The organism is Natronobeatus ordinarius (assembly GCF_024362485.1).
Lineage (GTDB): Archaea > Halobacteriota > Halobacteria > Halobacteriales > Natrialbaceae > Natronobeatus > Natronobeatus ordinarius.
Genome location: NZ_CP101456.1, coordinates 46,225 through 72,336, shown reverse-complemented (window position 1 = coordinate 72,336; position 26,112 = coordinate 46,225). Strand labels below are relative to the sequence as shown.

The following is a 26,112-nucleotide window of genomic DNA, read 5'->3' as shown; positions in this document are numbered from 1 at the left end:
GTCAGATCCACGGCACCGAGCGTCGCTGCAGTTCGCCGGCGAGCGACGTGCTCATCGCTTCCTCAACGTTCTCCGCGTTCTCGAGCGCCCACATCAGCTTGACCTTCGCCGTCCCGGGAAGCGTGTCGCCGGCCTCGATCACGCCCGCCTCGAGCAGGTCTCGACCCGTGTCGTACACCCGGTCACAGACCCGACCCTCGAGACAGCTGCTGGTCATCACGACCGTCGTGCCCTCGGCGATCAGTTCCTCGAGCCGGGGGACGAGGTCGGTGTGGACGTGTCCCAGCCCGGTGCCCTCGAGGACCAGCCCCGCCTTGCCCTCGACGACGTCGAGGAACGCGGGGTCCATTCCGGGGGTGAATTTCAGGAGTTCGACCTCGCTCTCGAGCTCGGAGGTGAGCTCGAGGTCGGCCTCACCTCGCGCCTGATAGTCGCGGCGGAACGAAACCTCGAGGCTGTCGTAGTCGACCTCGCCCAGGGGCTCGGCGCCGACGGTCTCGAAGGCGTCCCGGCGGGAGGTGTGGTTCTTCCGGACGCGGGTGCCGCGGTGGAGCGCACAGACGTCGTCGGACTCGCTTCCGTGCATGCAGACGAGCACCTCCGCGCAGTCGCTTTTGGCCGCCTCGACGGCACAGACGGCGTTCATCACGTTGTCCGAGGAGGGCCGGTCGGCCGAGCGCTGGCTGCCGGTGAAGACGATCGGGACGGGCGTCTCGAGGGTAACGGCGAGCGCGGCTGCCGAAAACTGCATCGTGTCGGTGCCGTGCATGACGACGATGCCGTCGGCGCCGGCTTCGACCTCCTCGGCCACCGCCTGCGCGAGCTCCTGCCAGACGTCGGGCGTCATGTTCTCAGAGAGGATGTTCGCCACGACGCGCCCGCGATAGTTCGCCAGACCGGCGAGGTCGGGAACCGCCCGCAGGACGTCCTCGGCGTCGAACTGCGCCGTCACGGCGCCGGTGCGGTAGTCGACCGTCGAGGCGATCGTCCCGCCCGTCGAGATCAGCGCGATCGTCGGCAGCTCCTCGTCGAACTCGATCTCGGAGTCACCGTCGCCGTCTTGTGCGCCCTCCACGTCGTAGACGCCCTCCTCGAGGACGGCCACGTCGGCCGCCTCGCGGTCGATGCCGACGTTGTAGCCGCCCTCGAGTTTGACGACGAGGTGGTCGTCGTCGCTCGAGGGGAGCAACACGCCCTCGAAGGTCTGGTCGTCGCGTTCGACGCGAACGCGGTCGCCTGGGTTCATGCGGGACGGTTGCCCGCCGGCGAACTTGAAGGCACGCTTTCGGGTCGACGGCGCGTCCGAGTCGCGTCTCGCCGGGTGCGAGCCGTCAGCACACGTTCCCGACCGTTTATTACCGCTCCGTTCGATGTGACGCGAAGATGACGATACTCGAGGGGCGGTCACTCCTGACCACGATCGAGTACGGTGACGAGGGCGAGCGGCGGCGGGGCGTCGAACGCCTCGCCGAGATGGCCGAGGACGAGCGGGCAGCGGCGGTCGCCCACGTCACGTCGTCGACGGCCGAACGGCTCGCCGACGCGGCCCTCGAGGTCGGCGGCGAGGCCGGGCTGACCGTCTGTCGGACGACCGTCCTCGCGGCCGAGTCGTACGTCGACTTCCCGGCGATCGTCGAGCGGCTGGTCCAACTCGATCACCCCGACGCCGTCGACGTCGCCCTCGAGGCCTACTGCCGTGGCGACGCCGAGGAGCGGGCGACCATCGCCCGCCTGCTCGCCGGCCAGCTCACGCCGTCGCTCGCGGACGCGCTCGAGGCCGCGGCGGCGGACCCAGGCTGGCTGTCGCGCAAACGACACGGCCGACGGCTCCGCAAGCGGTTCCGGTCGGGCACGGACGTCACTCGACGAGCCGCCGCGCTCGGCCTCGGAGCCCTCGGAACCGAGCGGTCGGTCCGGACGCTCGCGAACGCGCTCGAAGACGAGGACGCGGTCGCGGACGCGCTCGCCGGGCTGTCGATCGCGCCGCCGGGGCTCACAGCGGTCCCGCTGGCCCGTGCCTGTCGGAACCCCGACATCGCGAGAGCGGCGAGCGAGACGCTCGTGACGGCCGTCGATCGACTCGAGTTCGACGTGCTGCTCGAGGATTCAGACGGCCACCAGCTGGTCGACGCGATGGTCGCCGTCGAGGACTCGGCTGTTCGGGCTCGGCTCGTCCACGCGGTCCACGAAGGCGTCGCCGCCGACGTCTACAGGGACCGCGAGGACGTCTTCGAGACGCTCGTCGCCGCCGGCGATCTCCCCGATCCGACGGCACGGGAAGAGAGTGCGCAGATGCTCGCGTTCACGGGACGGGCGGCCGCCGTCGACGCGCTGCTCGAGCGGTTCGACGATCCGGACCCCGACGCCCGGGCGGCCGCGGTCGAAGCTGCCTCGAAGGTCGGCGTCGATATCGGGCTGGAGTACGCCTCGCTCCTGGAGTCGGCGACCGCCCACAGCCACCGAACTGCGGCGGCCTACGGCGCGATCGAGGAGACGACGGCGGCGCTGCCGGCCGTCCGCGAGCGACTCCTCGTGGACGACCACCCGGCGGTCAGGCGGGCTGCGGCCACGGCCCTGGGGAACATGGGCGACGATCGAGCCGTCCGAGCGCTCGTGTGGGCGCTCGAGACGGACCCATCACACGAGGTTCGACGTGACGTGGCCAGGGCCCTCGGGCGCATCGCTCACCCGGCGGCCGTCCCGCCGCTCCGGCGAGCGCTGGCCGACCCGGAGGGCTACGCCAGATCCGGCGCGGCGACGGCGATCGGAAACCCCGCGTTCGACCACCCCGAGCTGCTGGTTGACCTGTTGTGCGACCACGACGACCCCAACGTGCGAAGCTCGATCGCCTACAGCCTCGCCCAGCACTCGCCGGACGAGGCGCTCGACCCGCTCCGGACGGCACTCGAGACGGAACCGGACGACGGTGTCCGATCCTCGATCGTCCGGGCGCTGGGCGACCTGGGTGAGCCCGCACGCCCCGCCATCCGAACGGCACTCAAGGATCCGTCCGACCGCGTCGCCGAGGTCGCCGCGGAGATCCTCGAAAAACTCGAGTAGGGGCCGCAGTGGCGCGGTCGCGGCGCCACTCGGCCGGCGACGACCGGCCCGACAGCGCCCGGAAGCAGGCCGTTCGCGTGCGATCGGGCACGATTTCGAGACCGTTCGTCGGCCACTCGACGCCGGGGGAAAGGTCCATGAACCGGGCCGTCCTCGGGTCGACCATGAGCGACCGTTCCGACGAGCTGACGGCGGACCGGGAGCCGGCCTCGACCGATGACCTCCTCGAGGAGACGGAGCGACTGCTCTCGGGGGAGGGCTCGAGTGGGCCCGACGAGGCGTCGGCGAGTGAACTCGAGGACGCGCAAGCGACGCCGGAGACGGAGGCTGCTCGCTCGAGTGCGAAGGCCGGCTCGCGACTCGGCTCGCTCAGGTCGCGTCTCGGCTCACTCGGGTCGCGGGCCACTCCTTCCAAGTACTTTTCGCCGAAGGCGTTTCTCGCGCTCACGCTCGCAGTCGTCGCCGGGCTGTTCGTCGGGAACCTCCTCGTCCCCGTCGGTGGCCCCGTCGGCGGACTGCTCGGGGCGTTCGTCGTCGCCTTCGTTCTCGGGCTGGTCACCTCGAAGCGGCGCTATCTCGAGGTGAGCGTCGCCGGCGCGGCGGTCGGGTCGGTCGCCGCGTTGCTCGATTTCGTGATCACGGCGATCGCCGTCGGCAGTTCGGTGACGCGTCTCGTCGCCTTCGGCGCGGCCGCCGGGCTCGTCGTTTGCGTCGCCGGCTACTACTTCGGCCGCGACCTGCGAGACGGGCTCTCTCGAGAAGTCTAGCGTAGTCGTGAGTAGTCGTTGAACGCCAGTGTACACCCGATCGCGAACGGCCGTGTTCTGCCTCGGCAACGAAACCGGGGCTGGCCGCCCGGCTGTGATCAGGCGTCCATCGGTTCGACGACCACGACCGTTACCCGCTCGTGGAGAGCTCCCAGCCGCGTTCGGTGCGCTGGACGACGCCCTCGTCGGCCATCGTCTCGAGTAACTCGGCGACGACCTCTCGCGGGATGCCGACGTCCTGGCTGAGTTCACCGACGTTCTTTGGCTCCTCGCGGACGCTCGTCAGGACGTCGGTGTAGAGTCGACTCTCGGGGCCGGCGTCGACGGCCTCGGAGATCTGATCGAGGACGTCACAGAGCCGACCCTGGACCCAGCGCTGGGCCAGCGAGAGTTCGTTCTCGAACTGTTCGAGATTTTCGAGAGCACCCAGTAGCTCGTCGAGTTCGCTGTCGTCGTCGTAGCTGACGTCGAGAGAGAGGTGCCGACAGGTGGTGATGTCGAAGCTGTTGTTCGACGGATACGCGCTCTTGCTCGCGAAGCCGTACGGCGAGACGTTCACCTCGAGTCGGACGTTGCGGGCGATGTGGAAGTACTTGCGTCGCTGGTCGTCCGTCCGGCTCTCGATCAGGCCGGCGTCCTCGAGCTTTCGCAGGTGTTCGATCACCGCCTTCGGGCTGACGTTGAGGTACTCCGATATCTCGGTGACGTAGCAGGGTTTCCGTGCCAGCAGCCTGAGGATCCGTCTTCGGTTCTCGTTTCCGAGTAGATCCAACAGCGCGGCGGAGTCCATCACTGCAACCTTAGCGACCACCGCTGAAAAGGGTGTCTCTCGCCCGCTCTGCCCACTCTAGTCGTCGGTTTCGGGGCCGCCGGGTCCGGGAGTCGTTTCGCCCCGGTCGGTTTCGTCGGTGTCCGATGGACCCCCACCTCGTTCCGTCTCGTCGTCAGTCGGTGGGCCTCCGCGGTCGTCGCCGTCGCTCGGCGGGCCTCCGCGGTCGTCGCCGTCGCTCGGCGGGCCTCCGCGGTCGTCGCCGTCGCTCGGCGGGCCACCGCGGTCGTCGTTGTCGGCCGGGGGACCCTCGCGGTCGTCGCCGTCGCTCGGCGGGCCACCGCGGTCGTCGCCGTCGCTCGGCGGACCCTCGCGGTCGTCGCCGTCGCTCGGCGGACCCTCGCGGTCGTCGTTGTCGGCCGGCGGGCCACCTCGCTCGTCGCCGTCGCTCGGCGGGCCACCGCGGTCGTCGTTGTCGGCCGGCGGGCCACCTCGCTCGTCGTCGCCGTCAGGCGGGCCACCTCGCTCGTCGTCGCCGTCAGGCGGGCCACCTCGCTCGTCGTCGCCGTCAGGCGGGCCACCGTCTCGATCGCCGACGTGACCCGGCGGCCCGCGTGGTGGATCGACCCCCGCGAGTCCTTCTGCCGCCGCTGCAACCTTGGGACCGCTCGCGTTCGCCGTCTGGTTCCGAAGCGCCTCGAGGCGCTCGACACCGACGCCCGTCTTTGCGGCGCGGGGCGCTGCGTCGTCGATCGCTCGCTCGAGGCCGTCGATCTGGACGGCCAGCCGGCTCATCCGAGCGTCGTAGGCGACGGGGTTGAGGTCGTCCTGTTGGTCGCGGAGCTCGTCGCGCTCGGCCTCGAGGGACGCGAGGCGTTGCTCGAGCTGCTCCGTCCGGTCGGCGATCACCGCTTCGCGCTCGTCCTCGTCGGCATTCTCGTAGGCGCTGGCGAACAGTTTCCCGTCAACGGACGCACTCGAGTCCGCAGCGGTCGACTGCATGAACGCCGAAACGTCGGCTCCCATCGGTTTCGAGTCCGTCGGCTCGTCGTCCGATCCGTCGTCCCCGACGGCGGGAAGTCCCGCGTCGAACGCCAGTGCGACGGGCGCAATCGTCAACGCGCAGAGGACGATCAGAGAGGCGAGCACCACGGTACGAGTCGTGGCCATCGATCTAGCATAGGGAGAAACATCATAAAAAGGAAGACCTTCGTTCGAACCGTTTACTCACCCAAACCGATTGTTCAACTTCGTTCTGAGCGTTCATCGGGACCGTTCGCCGCAAAATCGGCCCGACCTGATGCGGCCCGGTTCTGATCACCGTCTGGGAACGCCTACTGGCCCCTGTTGCCTCACCGCCGATGCTGAAATGGGATCTTGAACCTCAACGTTCCACCCGTTTGATGAGTCGGCCGACGGTCGTTGTGCACCCACGATACGTCGTTGATTGCAGTCGCATTAACTGTCCCGGCGAATAGTTATGTCACTCCGGCCCTAGACACACAATGACATGTTCGAGGCATTCTCTCGAGGCTACTACCTCGGACGTCTCTACGTGACGCCGACGGCGGGGGAACACGCGGTCATGCAGCGCGAGCAGCACGAACGCGTCAACGAACAGGTGTACGCGACCGGCGAGGGCGTCGAGCGACTCGACACGCCGCTCGTGATGAAACTCGAGTCGGGGCACTTCCCCGTCCTCGGTGACGAGGGCGTCCCTGCGAACACCCTCGCCGTCCCCGAGCCGATGCTCGAGGGGACGTCGATCCGAAATCCGCCGGCGTTGCACGAGGTGCTTCTCGCCAGGCGCGAGCGGGCGCGTCAGCTCCTCGGGCTCGCCGGCGGCTGGGAGGGGCCTTCGGACGCCGGAACCTAGAAGTGGTCCGGCTTCGCGTTTTCGGTCGATGATCGACGAGTTGCTCGGTCGCGCCGCGCTCAAAGAGCGGATCGACGACCTCGAAGACGAGAACGAGCGACTGCGTCGCCGGTACGAGGCCGAGTCCGATCGCCGCGCGGATGCCGTCACCGCCCGGCAAGAGGCCGAACGGCGCGTCAACCGCCTCGAGGATCGCATCGCCCAGCTCGAGGGTGAACTCGAGCGCCTCGACGACGACGAGCGCGACCTCGAGTTTCGCCACCGTGAGCGGCTGCGTGGCGAACGGCTCGAGGCGGTCCTCGATCGGCTGGCGTCGTATCGAACGGACGCCGAGGGGGCGCTGACGGCGACCGTCGCCGACGCGGTGCCCGACGTCGTCGCGGACGCACTCGGTGAACGGGCGGCGCTCGTCGACGAGGCCGCGCCGTGTCTCGTCTGTCTCGACGACGCCGGCCTCGTCTCGGCCGTACTCGATCCGCCGCTCGCCCCCACTCTCGAGCCGACGTGGGGAGATCGGTTCGTGCTCGAGCGCGAGTGGTTCTCGCCCACCGGGCGGTACGTCCTCGCGGTCGTCCGCGCCGACCTGTTCGCCCTGGGCGTCTACGAGGGTGACGAACGCCTCGAGTATCGAGGGTTCGAGAGCGACGTGAAGGGGAGTCACTCGAAGGGTGGGTTCTCACAGGCGCGATTCGAACGGATCCGCGACGAACAGGTCGACGATCACCTCGACCGGTGTCGGGAGGTGCTCGCGGAGTACGAGACCGAGTGCGAACGGCGCTACCTCGTCGGCCAGCGCGGGGCCGTCGACGCCGTCGCCGAGACGATCGAGGCCGACGCGACCGCTGCCGTCGACGCCACCGGGAAGCCGAAGTCGGCGCTCGAGGACGCCTTTCGATCGTTCTGGACGACCGATCTGCGAGTGCTCTGACATCCGTGGGAGCAATGCGCACATTCTTAAGCCCCCCGTGTCCTATGGGCCCGATATGCGCGTTGCAATTCTCGCTCACGAGAAGTTTCCCGAGCGGGCGAAAACCGCTCTCGGGGTACTCAGGTACGCTGACTACGACGTCGTCGCGGTGCTCGACCGCGAGACGGCCGGAACTCGCGTCAACGACCACGTTCACGACGTCCAGGACGCTCCCATCGTCACCGGGATGGACGACGTCGAGGCGCAAGTCGACGCCCTGCTGATCGGCATCGCTCCCATCGGCGGCGGCTTCGAGGAGAGCTGGCGACCGGACGTTCGGACGGCGCTCGAGCGCGGCTGTGACGTCATTTCGGGGCTGCACTACTTCCTCTCCGAGGACGAAGAGTTCACTGCCCTCGCCGACGAGTACGACTGTGAGCTCTGGGACGTTCGCGAGCCACACGACGACCTCACGGTGAGCCAGGGCGTCGCGAGCGAGGTCGACGCCGAGGTGATCCTCACCGTCGGTACCGACTGTTCGGTGGGGAAGATGACCGTCTCGATGGAGCTCGCCCGCGATGCGCAGGAGGCGGGCTACGACGCCGCGGTGATCCCGACGGGGCAGACCGGGATCATGATCGAGGGCTGGGGCAATCCCGTAGACCGCGTGATCAGCGACTTCACCGCAGGTTCCGTCGAGGAGCTGATCCTCGAGAAGGGGAACGACCACGACTACCTCTTCGTCGAGGGGCAGGGCAGCATCATCCATCCCGCCTACTCGGCCGTGACCTGTGGCATTCTCCATGGGGCGATGCCCGACAAGCTCGTCCTCTGTCACGCGGCGGGCCGGGAGGCGGTCCACGGCTACGAGTCGTTCCCCCTGCCGTCGATTTCGACGTACGTCGACCTCTACGAGCAACTCGCTGAGCCGGTCGCCCCGGCCCGGGTCGACGCCGGCGCGATCAACACGTACGGACTCTCCGAGGAAGACGCGCAGGCGACCGTCGAGGAGTACGAGGCGGCCCTCGGCGCACCGGCGACCGATCCCGTCCGGTACGGCACCGACGAGTTGCTGGAGGTTCTGCTGTGAGCCTCGAGACCTCCTTCGAACGCGTCGAGCTCCCATTCGAGTTCCCGTTCACGATCGCCCGCGGGACGGCGACCCACGCCGAGAACGTGATCGTCACGATCGAGGACGAGGACGGCGTCGTCGGCGTCGGCGGCGCGGGCCCGTCGGCCCACTACGGCGAGACTGCCGATACGATCGAGGCCGTCCTCCCCGACCTGCTCGGCGTCGTCGAGGCGGTCGGCGACCCCCACCAGCTCGCCCGGATCGAGCGCCGGATGCGCGAGACGGTCCGGAACAATCCCGCCGCGCGGTGTGCCGTGAGTATCGCCCTCCACGACCTCGCCGCGAAACAGCTCGAGCAGCCGCTGTTCCGTTACTGGGGGCTCGACCCGGCCGAGTCGGTCGAATCGTCGTACACCATCGGTATCGACGACACGGAGACGATGCGCGAGAAGACCGAGACGGCCGTCGAGCGCGGCTACGGGACGCTCAAGGTCAAACTCGGCACCGATCGCGACGAGGAGATCGTCCGCACGATCCGCGAGACCGCCCCCGACGCGCGCATCTACGTCGACGCCAACGAGGCCTGGACGCCGAAAGAAGCCGTCGCGAAGATCGAAGCCATCGCCGCCTACGACCTCGAGTTCGTCGAACAGCCCGTCCCCGCGGAGAACCCCGAGGGATTGGGCTACGTCTACGAGCGCTCGCCGCTGCCGATCGCCGCCGACGAGTCGCTGATCACGGTCGACGACGTGCCGCGAATCGCTGATCGCTGTGACGTCGCCAACCTGAAGCTGATGAAGTGTGGCGGCCTCCGGGAGGCGATCCGGATCGTCCACGCCGCCCGCGCCCACGGGCTCCAGGTCATGTGTGGCTGTATGTCGGAGTCGAACGCCTCGATCGCCGCCGCCTGCCACCTCGCGCCGCTGCTCGATTACGCCGACCTCGACGGCTCGCTGTTGCTCGCCGAGGACGTCTATGACGGCGTCCCGATGCCCGGCGGCTACATCGACCTCGAGGCGCTCGAGCGGTCCGGGACGGGCGCCGTCTCCGAGTAATCGCGAATCCGGGTTTTCACCGTCCACGTTCCGTCGCGGCGAGCACGGCGAGCACCATCGCCGCACTCACTTCGGTCAGTTTCGTGACGAGCGCGACCGTGTCCTCGAGGAGGTGGTCGGCGACGGTCTCGAGGGTGTCGTCACCGTGATCGTGGTCGTTGTGATCGTGGTCGTTGTGATCGTGACCGTTGTGATCGTGACCGTTGTGATCGTGACTGTTGTGTCCGTTGTGATCGTGACTGTTGTGTCCGTTGTGATCGTGACTGTTGTGTCCGTTGTGATCGTGACTGTTGTGTCCGTTGTGGTCGTGACCGTTGTGTCCGTTGTGGTCGTTGTGCAACTCGGCACCCGTCAGCGACTCGAGATAGCCGAGCCCGTGGACGTCGACGTACGCGAAGACGTACACGAGCATGAGTCCACAGCCGAGCGTGTAGCTGGTGAACGGCGAGGCGATGCCGGTCGCGTAGCCGACGACGAGCGCGAGCACAGCGAGCCCACCGAGAGTCAACAGCACGCCGTAAGCGAGCGTTCCCTCGCCGGTGAACGCGGCGAACAGTTCGCCGAGCCCGAGGACGAGGTGAATTCCCGCCGTGAGGAAGACGAGGATTCCCGCAGCGTACACGAGGTGGACTCGTTCGGCCATGGCTGTCGTTACCACTGCACCGGTGGATACGGTTGTGGTTCACTAGTCGAAAGTAATTACGTCGCAGCGCCAGTGGCCCCAATTCCCGTACGCTTATTCCAATCGGCTACACCTGTTCTGCCATGACTACTCCGGCGACGCGCATCCTCACGAACGCGGAGGTGCACACGCTGACGGACGCCGACGGGACGATCGACCCCTCCCGGACGGACGAGTCCGCCGACGAAGTTCACGAGGCGGTCGCGATCCGCGACGGACGGATCGTCCGCGTCGGCTCGGCGTACGAACTCGAGTTCCTCGAGGGCGTCGAGACCGAGGTGATCGACTGCGATGGGCGCGTGGTGCTCCCCGGATTTATCGACGCCCACGTCCACATGGAGATGCTCGGCCAGTACCAGGTGCACGCCGACCTCTCAGAGGCCGACAGCGCGGCTGCGTGTCAGGCCCGGCTCGCAGCGCAACTCGAGGACGACCACGAGTGGGTGGTGGGCTTTGGGTACGACGAGAGCGACTGGGACGATCCCCACTATCTCACCCGCGAGGAACTCGACGCGGTCAGCGAGGAGCGCCCCGTCGCCGCCATCCGGATCGACATGCACACGGCGTCGCTGAACGGGGTCGCCCTGGAGCGCCTGCGAGAGGCGATGCCGGCCGAGGACGTCGAGACCGAAGGCGGCGAGCCGACGGGCGTCGTCGTCGAGACGGCCGCCGAGGTCGTCTGGAAGGCGATCGATCCCGACCTCGAGGAGACGCGGGAGCTGCTGATCGCCGCCCAGGCGTACGCCAACGCCCGCGGCGTCACCGGCATCCACGATATGGTCCGTAACTCCCACGCGCCGCGGGCCTATCGCGATCTGCGGGCCGACGACGAGCTCACCCTGCGCGTGCGACTCAACTACTGGAGCGACCACCTCGAGGCGGTTCGTGAGGCCGGCTTGCGGACGAACGTCGGCGATCCGTTCGTCCGGATGGGGGCGATCAAGACCTACACCGACGGGAGCATGGGCAGTCGGACGGCCAGGCTGTTCGAGCCGTACGAAGACGGCGACGGCCGGGGCCTGTGGGTCGTCGATCCCGAGGCGCTTCGCGCGTTCGTCGCGGACGCCGACGGCGACGGCTACCAGCTGACCGCTCACGCGATCGGCGACGAGGCGATCGAGGAAGTGCTCGCGGCCTACGAGACGACCGACGATCCGGGCGCGGCGCGCCATCGGATCGAACACGTCGAACTCGCGACCGACGATCACGTCGACCGACTCGCCGAGACGGGCGTCGTCGCCTCGATGCAGCCGAACTTTCTCAAGTGGGCCGACGAAGGGGGCCTCTACGACCAGCGCGTCGGCGTCGACCGCCGGAACCGGGCCGACCGGCTCCGGACGCTCGCCGACGCCGGCGTCGCGCTCGCCTTCGGCTCAGACTGCATGCCTCTCGACCCGCTGGGCGGAATCCACCACGCGGTCACCGCCCCTCACGAGGAGCAGCGACTCACGGTGACCGAGGCAATCCGGGCGTACACCCTGGGTGCGGCCTACGCGGGCTTCGACGAGGACCGCCTCGGGACGATCGAACCCGGCAAGTGCGCCGACCTGGTCGTGCTCGAGGCCTCGCCCTGGGAGCGGCCGAAACGGATCGACGAGATCGACGTGGCGATGACGCTGGTCGACGGCGAGGTCGTCTACGACGGCCGCTGACGCTCAGTACCCTCCCAACCGTCGACTGCTGAGCGAACCCAGTTGAACGCGATCGGTTTCGCTCAGCAGTTCAGGCGTGGAAAGCCACTCAGACGACGGTGAACTGGACCTGTTTGACGCCGGTTATCGACTCGATCCCCTGGACCTGGTCGCGGATCGCGGTGCCAGGTCCGTCGACGACGATCGTCTCGAGACAGCGGTGTTCGTCGAAGTGGACGTGCTGGGTTGCGACGATGACCGCCCCGCAGTCGTGCTGGACCTCGAGGAGGGTGTCGTTGACGCCCGGCGCGTCGTGGTCGTAGACGATCGTGATCGAGCCGCGGTGGTGGCCGCCGACGTTCTCTCGCCAGTCGCGATCGACCCGGTCAGCCGGCGGTCTCCCCGGGGCGCTCGTCCAGCTGCTGGATCAGGATCACGGTGCCGTCCAGGCAGACGACGCGGACGATGTCGCTTTCCTCGAGGAACGGCCACTCCTCGTGGGGGACGACGGCCTGATCGACGACCTCGTCACCGTCCTCGAGCAGGATGACGACGTGCTCGCCGTCGACGATCCGGTCGACGACGCCGATGTAGACACCCGTTCGCGACGGGTCCACCACGGTGTCACTCGCCCCCGCATCCGCTGACCGGGTGGTTCGAGGACGTCGACCGCCCTGTCCGTCCTGTTCGACGTCCTCGGCTCGTGCGCTGACGGCGGCTGGAATCGCCAGTGTCCCGAGACCGAGTGCGCCGAGCGTTTTCAGTGCCGTCCGTCGGTTCGCATCGGGTTCGTCCGACATGGAGGCGATCGCTTCGTGATGTGTTATAAACTCGCGGCCGACGCCGCTGGCGGACCGGTACGGCTGTCTGGCCAGCACTCGAGGGCGTAACCGTTCATCGTGCCGGACCGTTCGCTCTCGGCACCAAAATACTCATTCCCGTGTCAGGTGTATGCCAGTCACTGTCTGGGTACTGGCCCGGTAATTCGATGAGCGAGCCACCACAGCGCGAGCCCGACCGTATCGATCCCGAGTTCGACCACGTGCGAGCGGGGGGTGCAGACGAGTCGGTACTCGAGGAACTGCTCGAGCCGTATACGATCGGTCGCGACGCCCACGAGAACGCGCCGGCGTTCGTAATCCGGCCGGACGAGGTGCAAGAGGCGCTGGGGACGCTGCGCGACGAGGCGGGGTTCGATCACCTCTCGTGTGTCACCGCTCAGGAGTACGCCGACCGCTACGAGTCGATCTATCACCTGACGACGTACGACGACCGCGAGGAGGAGGTGACGCTCGTCGTCCCGTTGCCGAGCGACGAACCGGTCTGTGAGACGGCCGAGCCGATTTTTCGGACCGCCGAGTGGCACGAGCGAGAGGCGTACGATCTGGTGGGAATCGAGTACGAGGGCAATCCGGATCTCCGGCGAATTCTCCTGCCGGAGACGTGGCAGGGCCACCCGCTCTCGCGGGGCTACGATCAGGACAAGCCCCAGGTGGTCAGGTTCGCCGCCCACGAGAATCCGCTCGAGGCCACCCGGAAGGAGGCCGAGTCGGACACGATGTTCATCAACATCGGGCCGCACCATCCGGCGACACACGGCGTGCTCCATCTGAAGGCGACCCTCGATGGCGAGACGGTCGTCGACGTCGACCCGGACGTGGGCTACCTCCACCGGTGTGAGGAACAGATGTGCGAGCAAGGCACGTATCGGTACCAGATCATCCCCTACTCGAACCGGTGGGACTACACGGCGAACCTCCCGAACGAGTGGGCGGTCGCCCGCGCGATCGAGGACCTCGCGGACATCGAGGTCCCCGCCTACGCTCAGGTGTTGCGGACGATGGCGACCGAGCTCGGGCGGATGCTCGGCCACTTTCTCGCGCTCGGCACCTTCGCACTCGACGTCTTCGGCGACTTCACGGCGATCTTTCAGTACAGCTTCCGCGATCGTGAGGTCGTCCAGGACATCTTAGAGGACCTCACGGGCCAGCGGATGATGTTCTACTACTTCCGGCTGGGTGGCGTCGCCTGGGACTTGCCGGAGCCGCGCGAGGCGTTCTTCGAGAAGGTTCGGGACTTCCTCGACGAGTTACCGAAGAACGCAGACGAGTACCACGACCTGCTGGTCACGAACGAGATCTTCCAGATCCGCTGTGTGGACACCGGGATTCTAGAGCCCGAGATCGCCAAACAGTACGGCTGTACCGGCCCCGTCGCCCGCGGCTCGGGGATCGACTACGACCTTCGCCGGGACGACCCCTATGGCTACTACCCGAACCTCGAGTGGAACGTCGTCACCGAGGACGGCTGTGACAACTACTCGCGCGTGCTCGTTCGGCTGGGCGAGGTCGAAGAGTCGGCGAAGATCGTCGAGCAGTGTCTCGACGTCCTCGAGGAGTGGCCCGAGGACGAACGCGAGTTCCAGAGCAACGTCCCCCGGACGCTGCGGCCGGACGCGGATACGGAGACCTACCGGGCCGTCGAGTCGGCGAAAGGCGAACTGGGAATCTACGTCCGCGCCGACGGCACCGATTCGCCCGCCCGCTTCAAGATTCGCAGCCCGTGTTTCCACAATCTCTCGGCGCTGCCGGAGATGGCAGAAGGGGAGTACGTCGCGGACCTGATCGCCTCGCTCGGGAGCCTCGATATCGTGCTCGGGAGCGTCGATCGGTGACCGTCTGGCGCACGGCCCGTTCCCTGTCCGAGTGAAGTGAGACGGCCGTCTTGCCGCTTTCCCGGAAGTCGTATACGATCCACCCGTGGCCTCCGCCATGTCAGCGGAGATTCCACAGCCGGGCTTTGGCACCTCGAGACACGAGGGCGAGACGTGCGTCGAGAGCGTCGTCAGGGCACTCGAGGCGGGCTACCGCCACGTCGACACCGCACAGATGTACGACAACGAGGCCGAGGTAGGCGAGGCGCTCGCCCGCGCCGATGTCGACCGCGAGGAGGTGTTCCTCGCGACGAAGGTCCACCACGGCAACCTCGGCTACGACGACGTCCTGGAGACGACCAAGGAGAGTCTCGAGCGTCTGGGCGTCGACGCCGTCGACTTGCTGTACGTCCACTGGCCGATGGACGCCTACGAGCCCGAGGAGACGTTGCCGGCGTTCGACGAGGTTCGCGACCGGGGCCTGACGCGCCACGTCGGGGTGAGCAACTTCACGGTCCCGTTGCTCGAGGAGGCCCTCGAGAGACTCGAGTCGCCGATCGTCGCCCATCAGATCGAGGTCAACCCCTGGCTCCAGCAGGACGAGCTGGTCTCGGTCGGCCGCAAGCACGAGATTACGACCGTCGGCTACTCGCCGCTGATACGCGGCGAGGTGATGGAGATCCCCGAACTCCTCGAACTCGCCGAGAAGTACGACGCGACGCCGGCGCAGGTCGTGATGGGCTGGTTCGCAGGGCGTGAGGACGTCGTCGCAATCCCGAAGGCGACGGGCGATCACGTCGAGGAGAACCTCGCGGGACACGAACTCGAACTGGACGCCGAGGACGTCGAGCTGATCGAGTCCCTCGACCGCGGCGAGCGGCTGATCGATCCCGACGACGCGGCCTGGAACCGGTGACCGACCCGCTCGAGGCGGTTCGGTCCCGTCTCGTCGTGCATACCGTTACGCTCCCGTCGTCGGTGTCGTGCTGATTTCGAACCGGGCACCGCCGCTTTCGCTGTCGGTCACGCGAAGCGACCAGCCGTGGGCCTCGACGATCGTCTGGACGATGGCCAGTCCCAGCCCCGTTCCGTCCGCTTTCGTCGAGTAGCCCTGCTCAAAGATCGTCTCCTCCATCCCGTCGGGGATTCCGGGGCCGTCGTCCGCGACGTAGAACCCGGGCTCGTCCTCGAGGACGCCGACCTCGATCGTGACCGTCGGCTCGTCGCGTTTGGCAGCGGCCTGGCGAGCCTGCGATTCGAGCCCTGTTTCCCCCTCCTCGTAAACGTACGTCCGGTGGCTCGTCGAGCCGTGCTCGACGGAATTTCGAAAGAGGTTCTCGAACACGTGATACAGGTGCGTCCGGTCGGCGGACAGCGTCTCGTCGGCTCGCAGCGTGAGCGACGCCCCGTCGACGTCGACGTGTTCCCAGGCTGACCGCGCGATTTCGGCCAGCTGACACGGTTCGGGCTCGACGCTCTCTGCGTCCAGTCTGGCGAGGCGCAGGAGGTCGCCGAGCATGGCGTCCATCCGCTCGAGGCGCTTTCGGACGGCCTCGAAGTCGGCTTCGTCGCCCGTCTCCTCGGCGAAGTCGAGGTACGACGAGGCGATTCCGAGCGGGCTTCGCAGGTCGTGGCTGACGAAGCCCGCGAACTGGTCGAGCCGTCGGTTCGTTCGCTCGAGTTCCCGCTCCCGGCGCTTTCGTTCGGTGACGTCGCGGACGACGACGAGGTCGCCGACGTGCTCGTTGCGACGGCCCGCCAGTCGAGCGAGCACACCCCTCGCGTCGTCGTAGACGGGTGAAACGGTCAGGTCGTAGTGGCGCGTCTCGCCGTCGCGCTCGACGGCGACCGTCGTCGATTCGAGGCCACCGGCGAGCAACTCGAGAAGTGCCGGATGGTCGGCGAAGACGGTCTCGAACGGGCGGCCGACGACGTCGTCGTCGACGCCGAAGCGGTCGCGTGCTGCGGCGTTGACGTCGATCACGCGACCCCCGGTATCGAGGGCGATCACGGCGTCGGTCATGTTCTCGACGAGCGTTTCGCGAGCGATGGGGACGACCTCGAGGAAGTCAGCGTAGAACAGCGCCCACAGGAAGACGCCGGCGACGAACGGACCGCCGAGTGAGAGGCTGTTCGACGGCCCGGGGACGCTATCGAAGACGTACATGAGCGCCATGAGCATGTACAGTCCCATCGCAGCCACCATCGCAGCGGCCTGCCGGCGGTAGACACCTCGAGCACGCCGGTACTCGTCGACGACGAGTGCAATGCCGATGGTGATCGCGGTCAGCGCCAGGGCGACGTGGACGTAGTAGAGCGCAGCCGGCTCGACCGACGCGAGGTCGGCGTAGAACAGCCCGTGGAGCGAATTCGTCCACTGGACGGTCTGGTTGACGGCGGGGACGGCGACCAGCACCGGAAGCATCGACGGCACCCAGTTCGACTCGCGGCTCGAGTACTCGAGGGCGATGTAGAGCCAGGCGACGACGGTCAGGTCGATGAACACGTAGCCGAGGATCGTTCCCCAGTAGACCCAGCTTCGCCCCAGCGCGAAAAAGAGCAACTCGGGAACGATGGCCCAGCACGCACCCGCAACGCTGAACACGACGAGCGGGAAGCCGGCCGGTTTGTCGCGGTGTCGCCACGCGACGGCTGCGGTGAAACTACACAGTACCACTGCAGCGAGATTCATCCAGATGTACAGGTCGACGTCTTGAACCATGGTGACGTGCCAGCGGCGACGGTCGCCCTCCGTCGAGAGCGTCACAGACGTGCGCGAGTACGGCTCCGATCCCGGTGCCCATCCCGGGTCGCGTACTGTCGACCCAAAGAGGGGACGGGCATAACAGTGTCGATCGTTCGTGCTCGTTTCGAGTCTCGCACCGGGGCGTCCCGACTCGCTACCGACGCCGACGGCGATACGCGCCGACGGCTATACGTGGACGGACGACGATCGGTCAACGATGGACGGCGCCGAGTGTGAACGCCAGCAGCGAATTCCGACGCTCGACGTGGGTGCGTCCGATGGCTAGTACGGTCGTGCTCGCGGCGTCGCCGCTGCTCGTCGTCGCGATCTTGCTGGTCGTCCTGCTGTGGTCTCCAGCTCGAGCCATGCCGATCGCCTGGCTCGTCGCCGTAGTCGTGGGCTACACGGCCTGGAACGTACCACTCGAGTGGCTCGCCGCGGCGTCGATCGTCGGCGTCGTGACGGCGATCGAGATCGGCTGGATCGTCTTCGGCGCGCTCGTCTTGCTCTACACGCTGATCCACTCGGGTGCGGTCGACCGGATCAACGACGGATTCGCCTCGATCAGCGAAGATCGGCGGGTACAGGTCGTCTTGCTCGGCTTCTTCCTCGCGACGTTTCTGGAGGGCGTCGCCGGTTTCGGGACGCCGGCTGCAGTCGTCGCACCCTTGCTGCTCGCACTCGGCTTTCCCGCACTCGCGGCGGTCGTCGCGGCGCTGGTGGGCCACGCCATCGCGACGACGTTCGGGGCCGTCGGGACGCCGGTGATCGTCGGCCTCGAGTCGCCGCTTTCGAGCGTCTCGGGCTCGATCGCCGAGGGCGGGATGTCGGTCGCGGAGTTCGCCGCGACGGCGGCCGGCTGGGCGGCGCTCGTTCACGCGATCGTCGGCGTGGTGATGCCACTGCTCACCGTTGCGATGGTCGTTCACTTCTTCGGCGACCCGGAGGACGGCTCGCTCGAGCCGATCCGCGAGGTCGTTCCGCTCTGTCTGTTCGCCGGCGTCGCGTTCGTCGTTCCCTTCTGGGCAGCGGCGTGGTTCGTCGGTCCCGAGCTCCCGTCGCTCGTCGGATCGATGGTCGGTGGCGGGCTCGTCGTCGCGGCCCTCCGAACGGGATACGTCGAACCCGAAACCCAGTGGGACTTCCCGCCGCGGGAGGAGTGGCCCGACCACTGGGTCGGGGACGTCGAACCGGGCCGAAGCGGGGCTGTAGCGGACACACCGGTCTCCACCGACGCACTGCCCGGCACCGACGATTCGCCGTCGATGTCGTTGGCTCGCGCCTGGGCACCCTACCTGCTGCTCGTCGGATTCCTCCTGCTCACCCGCCTCGTCGAGCCGCTCGAGGCGACGCTCCGTGAGACGCCCGGCCTCGTGCTCACGTGGTCGAACGTTCTCGGGACGACCCTCGATGGGGGCCTCGAGTGGGCGTACGTCCCCGGAAGCTGGCTCCTGCTCAGCGCGCTCGTCGCTATCCCGCTCTATCGGATGGACCGTGGGCAGGTCCGCGAGGCGTGGACGGACGCCGCGGATGCGATCGTCCAGCCGCTTTTCGCGCTGGTGTTCGTGATCGCGGCGGTCCAGATCATGCTCGAGACGGGCGAGCATCCGGGTGCGCCCGACGCCGGGAGCATGATCGTCGTCCTCGCCGACGGGACGGCTGTGGCCGTCGGACCCGCCTATCCTGCAGTCGCGCCGGCCGTCGGCGCGCTCGGGGCGTTCATCACCGGCTCGATCACGGTGAGCAACGTCACCTTCGGCGCCTTCCAGTTCGAGGTCGCCGAGCGCCTCGGCCTGTCGACGCAGCTGATCGTCGCCGCCCAGGCGGCCGGCGCGGCCATCGGGAACGTGATCGCCGTCCACAACGTGATCGCCGCGCTCGCGACCGTCGGGCTGGTCGGCGCGACCGGCCGCGTCATCCGGCTGACGCTCCTCCCGCTGGGCTACTACCTGATCGTGACTGGACTCGTGACGACGCTGCTCGTGACGGTACTGTTTCCCGGCCTCTTTTGATACTGCCGGACAAAACGGTTCACACATTGATCGCACGCAACCGGCCGTCAGCGAGTCCGACGGCCGGTCACAGCGCGATCGAGTGTTCACTGACTGTTGTCCAGTAGTATGAGGTGTCCGGTCGGAGTGGCGACACGAAACGCGTCACGGCGACCTGGAACGGGAACCGTCGTTCTTTTGGGTACTGCTACCCTCGTCCACGTTAACTGATTACGACGCACGGACCATGGCAACTGAACGATATCCACTTCCGACGGACGACGATCGCGTAAATTACGACTACCGGAGCGACGAGGTCGACCGGCCCGGGCTCGTCTCCGACCTCGAGTCCCTCGTCGACGGCGACGTTCGTTTTGACACCTACTCTCGACAGCTGTACGCCACCGACGCCAGCATCTACGAGGTGACGCCGATCGGCGTCGTCTTCCCGACGTCGACCGCCGACGTCGTCGGAGTGATGGAGTACTGCGCCGAGCGGGAGATTCCCGTCCTCCCACGGGGCGGCGGGACGAGTCTCGCCGGCCAGACCGTCAACGAGGCCGTCGTCCTCGACTTCAGCCGGTACATGAACGACGTCGTCTCCGTCGACCCCGACGAAGCGCTGGCGATCGCCCAGCCGGGGGTTTACCTCGGGGCACTCAACGAGGAACTCGCCCCCCACGGCCTGAAGTTCGCCCCCGACCCCGCCTGGGGCGACAAGAGCGCCCTCGGCGGCGCGATCGGCAACAACTCGACGGGCGCCCACTCGCTGCAGTACGGCAAGACCGACGCCTACGTCGAGGAGGTCGAGGTCGTCCTCGCCGACGGCACCGTCACGCGCTTTGGCGAGGTCACCCTCGAGGAACTCCACGAACGGGCGGGCGAGGAGGACCTTGAGGCTCGAATCTACGCCGAGGTCGCCCGGATTCTCGAGGAGGAAGGCGACCTGATCGAAGAGCTCTACCCCGACCTCAAGCGCAACGTCTCGGGTTACAACTTAGACTGGCTGGTCGACGATGCACGCGGCGTCGAGCGTGGTCTCGGCGAACCCGACTCGCCGGGTGGCGTGGTCAACGTCGCGAAACTGCTCTGTGGCAGCGAGGGGACGCTCGCGATCGTCACCGAGGCGACCGTCTCGCTCGAGCCGATCCCCGAAGAAAAGAGCATGGTGCTGCTCGCCTACGATACCGTCCTCGACGCGATGGCGGACGTCGCGCCGATCGTCGAGCACGATGCGGCGGCACTCGAGGTGATGGACGACGTGCTGATCGACCTCGCCCGGGACACCGCCGAGTTCGCTCCCGTCACCGAGATTCTCCCCGACGGCACGGGGGCGGTGCTCGTCGTCGAGTTCTACGCCGACAGCGACGCGGCGGGGAGACGGAAGGTCGCGAACCTGCTCGCAGACCGCTGCCCGACCGTCGAGCCCGAAGCCGAACCCGACCCCGAGGACGAGCGACTGACGCTCGAGACAGAGACCCACGCCTTCGACGCGATCGAGGCCCACGACGACGAGAGCCGGACGAAGATCTGGAAGCTGCGCAAGTCCGGCCTCCCGATCTTGCTCTCTCGAACCACCGACGAGAAACACGTCGCGTTCATCGAGGACACGGCCATCCCGCCGGAGAATCTCTCCGGCTTCGTCGCCGACTTCCAGGAGATCCTCGAGGCCCACGACACCTACGCCAGCTTCTACGCCCACGCCGGCCCCGGCGTCCTCCACATCCGTCCGCTCGTGAACACGAAGACCGAATCCGGCCTCGAGGAGATGGAGTCGATCGCCGACGCCGCGACCGACCTCGTCGTCGAGTACGACGGCTCGGTGTCGGGCGAACACGGCGACGGTCGCGCCCGCACCCAGTGGAACCGGAAGCTGTACGGCGAAGAGTTATGGAAGACGTTCCAGGAGCTCAAGAGTGCGTTCGACCCCGACTGGCTCCTGAATCCGGGCCAGGTCGTCTTCCGGGACGAGAACCCGACGGACATGAAAGCGAACCAGCGCATGGGCCCCGACTACGACTTCGCCGACTTCGATCCCGTCCTCGAGTGGGACGAGGACAACGGCTTCCAGGGGATGGTCGAGCTCTGTCACGGCTGTGGCGGCTGTCGCGGCGACCAGTCGACGACCGGCGGCGTGATGTGTCCCACCTTCCGGGCCAGCCGCGAGGAGATCACGGCCACCCGCGGCCGGGCGAACGCACTCCGCCAGGCGATGAGCGGCGACCTCGAGGGGGAGGAGGCGTTCACCGACGAGTTCGTCGAGGAGGTGATGGGCCTCTGTGTCGGCTGTAAGGGCTGTGCGATCGACTGTCCGAGCGAGGTCGACATGGCGAAGCTCAAAGCCGAGGTGACCCACGCCTACCACGAGCGCAACGGCTCGACGTTCCGCGACCGGCTGTTCGCCAACGTTCACGAGTTCTCGCGACTGGGCAGCAAACTCGCCCCGCTCTCGAACGTCGGCCCGAAGCTGCCGGGCTCGCGCTGGCTGCTCGAGAAGACGGTCGGAATCGGCGCCGACCGGCCGCTCCCGCGATTCCACCGGACCACATTCCGCGACTGGTTCGAGGGGCGAGGCGGGGCTCGCGTACCAGAAACCGAGGCGACCCGGAACGCCATCGTCTACCCCGACACGTTCACGAACTACAACAACCCCGACGCGGGGAAGGCGGCCGTCCGCGTGCTCGAGGCCGCCGGCGTCCACGTCCGGGTCCCCGAGGGGCTCGGCGACACTGGCCGGCCGGCGTTCTCGAAGGGCTTCCTCGAGCAGGCGAAGGAGACCGCCCGGGAGAACGTCGACGCCCTCGGCCCGCTCGTCGAGGACGGCTGGGACGTCGTCGTGGTCGAACCCTCGGATGCGGTGATGTTCCAGCTCGACTACCTCGACCTGCTCTCGGGGGAGGACGTCGAAGCCGTCGCCAACCGCACCTACGGCGTCTGTGAGTACCTCGACGTCTTCCGCCTGGACGAAGAAATCGAGTTCGCCCCGCCCACCGAATCGCTCACCTACCACGGCCACTGCCACCAGAAGGCGACCCGGAAGGACCACCACGCCGTCGGCGTTCTCCGGCGGGCCGGCTACGCGGTCGACCCGCTCGACTCGGGCTGCTGTGGCATGGCCGGCAGTTTCGGCTACGAGGCCGAACACGCCTCGATGAGCGACGCCATCGCCGCGATCCTCTACGACCAGGTCGCAGAGAGCAACGGCGAGCGGATCGTCGCCCCCGGCGCCTCCTGTCGCACCCAGCTCGAGAACCGCCCCGGCGCGACCGAGGAGCCGCCGACGCCGATCGAGACGCTCGAGGCGGCGTTGCGGTAGCGAGGTCGTTCGAGGCCGGCGTTCCGGCGCGCTGCGTTTCGACACGGTGGCCCCAGAGTGGCCGCCACGTCGCCGGTGATCGGAACCAGTAGTCCGGGCACGGCCGGCTCGATGTGCGTCGGGAACTCGAGCTCGGAGTTGGCCGTTCGGTGCACGAGGAGAGGATGCGGGTGGCGTCGATGCACGACGTTCACGGGACCGAACTCGGCGCTCCTCGCCCCTTTATGCCCGTCGGGGGCGTACTGAACGGCGATTCTCATGGCCTCGTTCCTCGTGTGCTACGGAACCGGAGAGGGACAGACGGCGACGATCGCCACCCGCATCGCGGACGTGCTGGGCGAGCGCGGACACGACGTGACGACAGTGGACGCGAGCGAGGTGCCGCCGACGCTCGAGCTCGACGACTTCGACGCGGTCCTCGTCGGCGCGTCCATCCACGTCGGCAAGCACCAGCCGTCGGTCCGGGAGTTCGTCTCGTCGAACCGCGAGACGCTGTCGGCGATGCCGTCGGCCTTTTTCCAGGTGTCGCTGTCCTCGGGCGCCGAAGGCGGGGAGGCCCAGGCGGCGGGCTACGTCGAATCGTTCGTCGAGGACACCGGCTGGCACCCCGATCGGATTGGCCTGTTCGGCGGCGCGTTGCGCTACTCGGAGTACGGCTTCCTGAAACGGCTGCTGATGAAACAGCTCGCCAAGCGGACCGTCCCCGAGCAGCCGGCGCCGGATCCCTCCGGCGACGTCGAGTTCACGGAGTGGGACGAGGTCGAGGCGTTCGCTGCCGACGTCGCCGCGTTCGTGGAGGGGCGGCTCGGCATCGCTCCTCCGGCCGACGACCGAGACGAGGACGGCTGAACCGCCCGGGGTCGAACCAAGGCCTATGCGACTCGTCGGTGAGGTGACCCTATGGCAGGACGCGACACGACCGAACCGTTCCCGATCCAGCGACGCGGCACCGTCGACGCGATGCGCATGGCCGGCCGGCGAAGCGACATTCACGGGCTCGTCGAGTTCGACGTCACCGAGGCCAGCGCACGCATCCGCGACCGACGGGAGGAGACGGGCACCGGCCTGTCGTTCACCGCGTTTCTCGTGTGCTGTCTGGCTCGAGCCCTCGCGGACCACCCCCACGTCAACGCCTACCGCGACTGGCGGGGGCGGATCGTCCGGTTCGACGACGTCGACGTGATGGTGATCGTCGAGACCGAGATCGACGGGAACCGGATCGGCGTCCCGCACGTTATCAGGGCGGCGAACCGGCGCTCGCTCGAGTCGATCCACGACGAGATCCGGGCGGCCCAGACGGGGCCGGACGGTGGGCTCCAGTCGGGAGCGGCCGACCTGGCTCTCCGGCTCCCCGGCCCCCTCCGACGGCTGTTCTTTCGGCTCCCGCAGTGGTTTCCTCGACGCTGGAAACGGATCGCGGGCACTGTGGCTGTGACCTCCGTCGGCATGTTCGGCGCCGGCGGCGGGTGGGGCATTACTCCGACGAACTACACGCTACAGCTCACCGTCGGCGGTATCGCCCGGAAGCCGGGAATCGTCGACGGGGAGATCGAACCGCGGGAGTACCTCTCGGTCACGGCGACGTTCGACCACGACGTCGTCGACGGCGCTCCCGCGACGCGGTTCGTTCAGCGATTGAAGGAACTCGTCGAGGAGCCCGCGGGACTCTGAGGCGCCGACACGCCTCTTCCCGTCCTCGAATCGGCACACTTGGTCACGAACTCCGCCGCGATCGTCACGGATCGGGCGCGCCACGCTCCGCCGCCCACCGTACTAACGGATCCAGCAACGCACAGAGTTCCGCCCCGTCGTCGGTGATGCGGTACTCGACCCGCGGGGGGATCTCCGCGTACCGCTCGCGGTGGAGCAGGCCGGCCTCGGTGAGTTCCTCGAGCCGCGTCGAGAGCGTCGAGCTACTCACGTCCTCGAGCGCCGCTTCGATCTCGGCGTACCTGGCAGGCTGGAGCGCCCACACCAGACAGAGCACCTGGATCGCGTACTTCCGGGTGAGCACCTCGAGGAGTCCGTCCAGCCGGCAGTAACACTGGATGTCCTCGACCGAAACGTCCGATCCGTCCGTCCCGCAGCACTGTTCCGTCATAGGTTCGATCGTTCGCAGTTACTCTATTACTTCGGACTCGACAGCATAAGTACTTCGGTAACCGAAGCTTTGGTGTATGACCGATGATGACCTGACTCAGACTGTCGCCTGCACGCTGACCGACGCGGAGGCACGGGAACGTGCGGACGAATGGCTTCCGATCCTTGGCGAGGCGTTCGTCCGCGCTGACGAACGGCCGGGCGGCTACACGTTCGTCTTCGACGGCATCGACGAGTCGCTGGTCGCGCTCGCTCGGTTCGTCGCCGACGAACGCCGGTGCTGTTCGTTCGCGACGTACTGCATCGACGTCGAACCACCGTACGACGAGACACACCTCACGATCACCGGACCCGACGGCACGAAATCGCTGTTCGGCGAGGAGTTCGTCACCGAGCTGGAGTCGGCGGCCGGAACGGCTGGGGAGGACCCAGGGAGCCGCGGGGAGACGCCTCCGCCGGCGTCCGACGACGAGAAGACGCCCTCGTCGGGGCCAGACGACGGGGCACTCGGCGCGAGCGAGCGACGACGAGCGGTGCGAGAACGCTACGCTGTGGTCGCCGATCGGTCGGTGGCCGACGAACGGTCCGCTCCGGCAGCCTGCAGTAGCGACGCGGCGACCTGCTGTGGCGATGCGACAGGCGACGTGGCCGTCGACGAGTACTCCCGCCTGCTCGGATACGCTCCCGAGGACCTCGAGCGCGTCGAGCCGGGCGCGAACCTGGGCCTCGGCTGCGGGAATCCGACCGGCATCGCGAGCCTCTCGGCGGGCGACGTCGTCCTCGACCTCGGCTCCGGCGCGGGCTTCGATTGCTTTCTGGCGTCGCAGGAGGTCGGGGAAGCGGGCCGGGCCATCGGCGTCGACATGACGCCGGCGATGGTCGAGACCGCCCGCGAGAACGCCGCGGCAAACGAGGTTTCGAACGTCGACTTTCGGCTCGGCGAGATCGAACACCTCCCCGTCGCCGACGCGTCCGTGGACGTGATCCTCTCGAACTGCGTCCTCAACCTCTCACCGAACAAGCCTCGCGTGTTCGACGAGGCGTTCCGCGTGCTCAGACCGGGCGGACGGCTCGCCATCTCGGACGTCGTGGCGACCGCGTCCCTCCCGACTGACCTCCGATCTGATCCGTCGTCCGTCGCCGGCTGCGTCGGGGGCGCGGCGTCGGTGGACGCCCTCGAGTCGATGCTACACGACGCGGGGTTCGAATCGATCGCTATCGAGCCCGACGAGGGGAGCGAGGCGTTCATTCGCGAGTGGGACCCCGAGCGGGACGTGAGCGACTACGTCGCCGCTGCGACGATCGAGGCGGAGAAACCGGTGTCGAAATCCGGCTGAGCCAGGCGTGCGGTCGGTCGACCCGACCGTGTCGAGTCGGTCACTGCATACCGGTCGGTGAGCGTCGATCGTTGCCGTCAGCGGGACCAGGGTTGCCCGCAACGCTGGTCGGAATCGCAACTCTGGTGACAACTGAAACGGAGTACCCCA

At 67.7% G+C, this 26,112-nt stretch carries 22 protein-coding genes; 14 read left to right on the top strand and 8 right to left on the bottom strand.

The features are described from left to right. Position 1: 1 nt before the first annotated feature. Positions 2 to 1,246 carry a Glu-tRNA(Gln) amidotransferase subunit GatD gene (gene gatD, locus NMQ09_RS00385; protein WP_255192485.1) on the bottom strand — a complete coding sequence of 415 codons (1,245 nt, stop codon included), beginning with the start codon at positions 1,244 to 1,246 and terminating at the stop codon, positions 2 to 4. A 137-nt stretch (positions 1,247 to 1,383) separates the two neighbouring features. Between gatD and NMQ09_RS00380 the strand changes: the two genes are divergently transcribed. Beyond that, positions 1,384 to 3,060: a HEAT repeat domain-containing protein gene (locus NMQ09_RS00380; RefSeq protein WP_255192484.1), complete on the top strand. Its 1,677-nt coding sequence runs from the start codon at positions 1,384 to 1,386 to the stop codon at positions 3,058 to 3,060. Between the two features lie 164 nt (positions 3,061 to 3,224). Beyond that, the gene (locus NMQ09_RS00375; RefSeq protein WP_255192483.1) at positions 3,225 to 3,827 is read left to right on the top strand and encodes a DUF456 domain-containing protein; all 603 of its coding nucleotides are present in this window, start codon (positions 3,225 to 3,227) and stop codon (positions 3,825 to 3,827) included. 130 nt (positions 3,828 to 3,957) lie between these two features. Here the strand turns inward: NMQ09_RS00375 and NMQ09_RS00370 are convergent, their stop codons facing one another. Together NMQ09_RS00370 and NMQ09_RS00365 are read right to left on the bottom strand one after the other, a co-directional pair. Next, positions 3,958 to 4,617: a metalloregulator ArsR/SmtB family transcription factor gene (locus tag NMQ09_RS00370; protein WP_255192482.1), complete on the bottom strand. Its 660-nt coding sequence runs from the start codon at positions 4,615 to 4,617 to the stop codon at positions 3,958 to 3,960. A 57-nt stretch (positions 4,618 to 4,674) separates the two neighbouring features. Then, complete coding sequence (locus NMQ09_RS00365; RefSeq protein ID WP_255192481.1) at positions 4,675 to 5,766, bottom strand: hypothetical protein; 1,092 nt, start codon at positions 5,764 to 5,766, stop codon at positions 4,675 to 4,677. A 340-nt stretch (positions 5,767 to 6,106) separates the two neighbouring features. On the opposite strand from NMQ09_RS00365, the gene NMQ09_RS00360 reads away from it, so the two are divergent. The 4 genes from NMQ09_RS00360 to NMQ09_RS00345 are packed head-to-tail and all read left to right on the top strand — an operon-like array spanning position 6,107 to position 9,506. Further along, on the top strand, positions 6,107 to 6,472 hold the full coding sequence (locus NMQ09_RS00360) for a DUF5802 family protein (protein ID WP_255192480.1): 366 nt from the start codon (positions 6,107 to 6,109) through the stop codon (positions 6,470 to 6,472). A gap of 28 nt (positions 6,473 to 6,500) precedes the next feature. Beyond that, a complete protein-coding gene (locus NMQ09_RS00355) occupies positions 6,501 to 7,400 on the top strand; it encodes a Vms1/Ankzf1 family peptidyl-tRNA hydrolase (RefSeq protein WP_255192479.1) in 900 nt (299 codons plus the stop codon). 55 nt (positions 7,401 to 7,455) lie between these two features. Then, a complete protein-coding gene (locus NMQ09_RS00350; RefSeq protein ID WP_255192478.1) occupies positions 7,456 to 8,469 on the top strand; it encodes an N-acetyltransferase DgcN family protein in 1,014 nt (337 codons plus the stop codon). After that, positions 8,466 to 9,506 carry a dipeptide epimerase gene (locus NMQ09_RS00345; protein WP_255192477.1) on the top strand — a complete coding sequence of 347 codons (1,041 nt, stop codon included), beginning with the start codon at positions 8,466 to 8,468 and terminating at the stop codon, positions 9,504 to 9,506. Before NMQ09_RS00350 ends, NMQ09_RS00345 begins: the two co-directional genes overlap by 4 nt. 16 nt (positions 9,507 to 9,522) lie before the next feature. On the opposite strand, the gene NMQ09_RS00340 is transcribed toward NMQ09_RS00345, so the two are convergent. Next, on the bottom strand, positions 9,523 to 10,149 hold the full coding sequence (locus tag NMQ09_RS00340; protein WP_255192476.1) for a hypothetical protein: 627 nt from the start codon (positions 10,147 to 10,149) through the stop codon (positions 9,523 to 9,525). Positions 10,150 to 10,271: 122 nt separating this feature from the next. Between NMQ09_RS00340 and NMQ09_RS00335 the strand changes: the two genes are divergently transcribed. Further along, the gene (locus NMQ09_RS00335) at positions 10,272 to 11,840 is read left to right on the top strand and encodes an amidohydrolase (protein WP_255192475.1); all 1,569 of its coding nucleotides are present in this window, start codon (positions 10,272 to 10,274) and stop codon (positions 11,838 to 11,840) included. 88 nt (positions 11,841 to 11,928) lie between these two features. On the opposite strand, the gene NMQ09_RS21125 is transcribed toward NMQ09_RS00335, so the two are convergent. Further along, positions 11,929 to 12,147 (bottom strand): hypothetical protein, encoded by a 219-nt coding sequence (locus NMQ09_RS21125; RefSeq protein WP_425607275.1) that lies wholly within the window; start codon positions 12,145 to 12,147, stop codon positions 11,929 to 11,931. Between the two features lie 58 nt (positions 12,148 to 12,205). Next, positions 12,206 to 12,619 carry a hypothetical protein gene (locus NMQ09_RS00330; RefSeq protein WP_255192474.1) on the bottom strand — a complete coding sequence of 138 codons (414 nt, stop codon included), beginning with the start codon at positions 12,617 to 12,619 and terminating at the stop codon, positions 12,206 to 12,208. A 188-nt stretch (positions 12,620 to 12,807) separates the two neighbouring features. Between NMQ09_RS00330 and NMQ09_RS00325 the strand changes: the two genes are divergently transcribed. Both NMQ09_RS00325 and NMQ09_RS00320 read left to right on the top strand, forming a co-directional pair. Next, entirely contained in the window at positions 12,808 to 14,493 is a 1,686-nt protein-coding gene (locus NMQ09_RS00325) for an NADH-quinone oxidoreductase subunit D (protein ID WP_255192473.1), read from the top strand. A gap of 97 nt (positions 14,494 to 14,590) precedes the next feature. Further along, the gene (locus NMQ09_RS00320) at positions 14,591 to 15,388 is read left to right on the top strand and encodes an aldo/keto reductase (protein WP_255192472.1); all 798 of its coding nucleotides are present in this window, start codon (positions 14,591 to 14,593) and stop codon (positions 15,386 to 15,388) included. A 45-nt stretch (positions 15,389 to 15,433) separates the two neighbouring features. On the opposite strand, the gene NMQ09_RS00315 is transcribed toward NMQ09_RS00320, so the two are convergent. After that, complete coding sequence (locus tag NMQ09_RS00315; RefSeq protein WP_255192471.1) at positions 15,434 to 17,239, bottom strand: sensor histidine kinase; 1,806 nt, start codon at positions 17,237 to 17,239, stop codon at positions 15,434 to 15,436. Positions 17,240 to 17,496: 257 nt separating this feature from the next. Between NMQ09_RS00315 and NMQ09_RS00310 the strand changes: the two genes are divergently transcribed. From NMQ09_RS00310 to NMQ09_RS00295, 4 genes are all read left to right on the top strand, one after another. Next, positions 17,497 to 19,230: an L-lactate permease gene (locus tag NMQ09_RS00310; protein ID WP_255192470.1), complete on the top strand. Its 1,734-nt coding sequence runs from the start codon at positions 17,497 to 17,499 to the stop codon at positions 19,228 to 19,230. A 226-nt stretch (positions 19,231 to 19,456) separates the two neighbouring features. After that, on the top strand, positions 19,457 to 22,525 hold the full coding sequence (locus NMQ09_RS00305; RefSeq protein WP_255192469.1) for an FAD-binding and (Fe-S)-binding domain-containing protein: 3,069 nt from the start codon (positions 19,457 to 19,459) through the stop codon (positions 22,523 to 22,525). Between the two features lie 258 nt (positions 22,526 to 22,783). After that, positions 22,784 to 23,374 (top strand): flavodoxin domain-containing protein, encoded by a 591-nt coding sequence (locus NMQ09_RS00300; RefSeq protein WP_255192468.1) that lies wholly within the window; start codon positions 22,784 to 22,786, stop codon positions 23,372 to 23,374. A gap of 51 nt (positions 23,375 to 23,425) precedes the next feature. After that, on the top strand, positions 23,426 to 24,196 hold the full coding sequence (locus NMQ09_RS00295; protein ID WP_255192467.1) for a 2-oxo acid dehydrogenase subunit E2: 771 nt from the start codon (positions 23,426 to 23,428) through the stop codon (positions 24,194 to 24,196). A gap of 64 nt (positions 24,197 to 24,260) precedes the next feature. On the opposite strand, the gene NMQ09_RS00290 is transcribed toward NMQ09_RS00295, so the two are convergent. Then, positions 24,261 to 24,626: a winged helix-turn-helix transcriptional regulator gene (locus tag NMQ09_RS00290; RefSeq protein WP_255192466.1), complete on the bottom strand. Its 366-nt coding sequence runs from the start codon at positions 24,624 to 24,626 to the stop codon at positions 24,261 to 24,263. Positions 24,627 to 24,702: 76 nt separating this feature from the next. On the opposite strand from NMQ09_RS00290, the gene arsM reads away from it, so the two are divergent. Continuing rightward, positions 24,703 to 25,962, top strand: coding sequence for an arsenite methyltransferase (gene arsM / locus NMQ09_RS00285; protein ID WP_255192465.1), 1,260 nt, complete (start codon positions 24,703 to 24,705; stop codon positions 25,960 to 25,962). Positions 25,963 to 26,112: the final 150 nt, after the last annotated feature.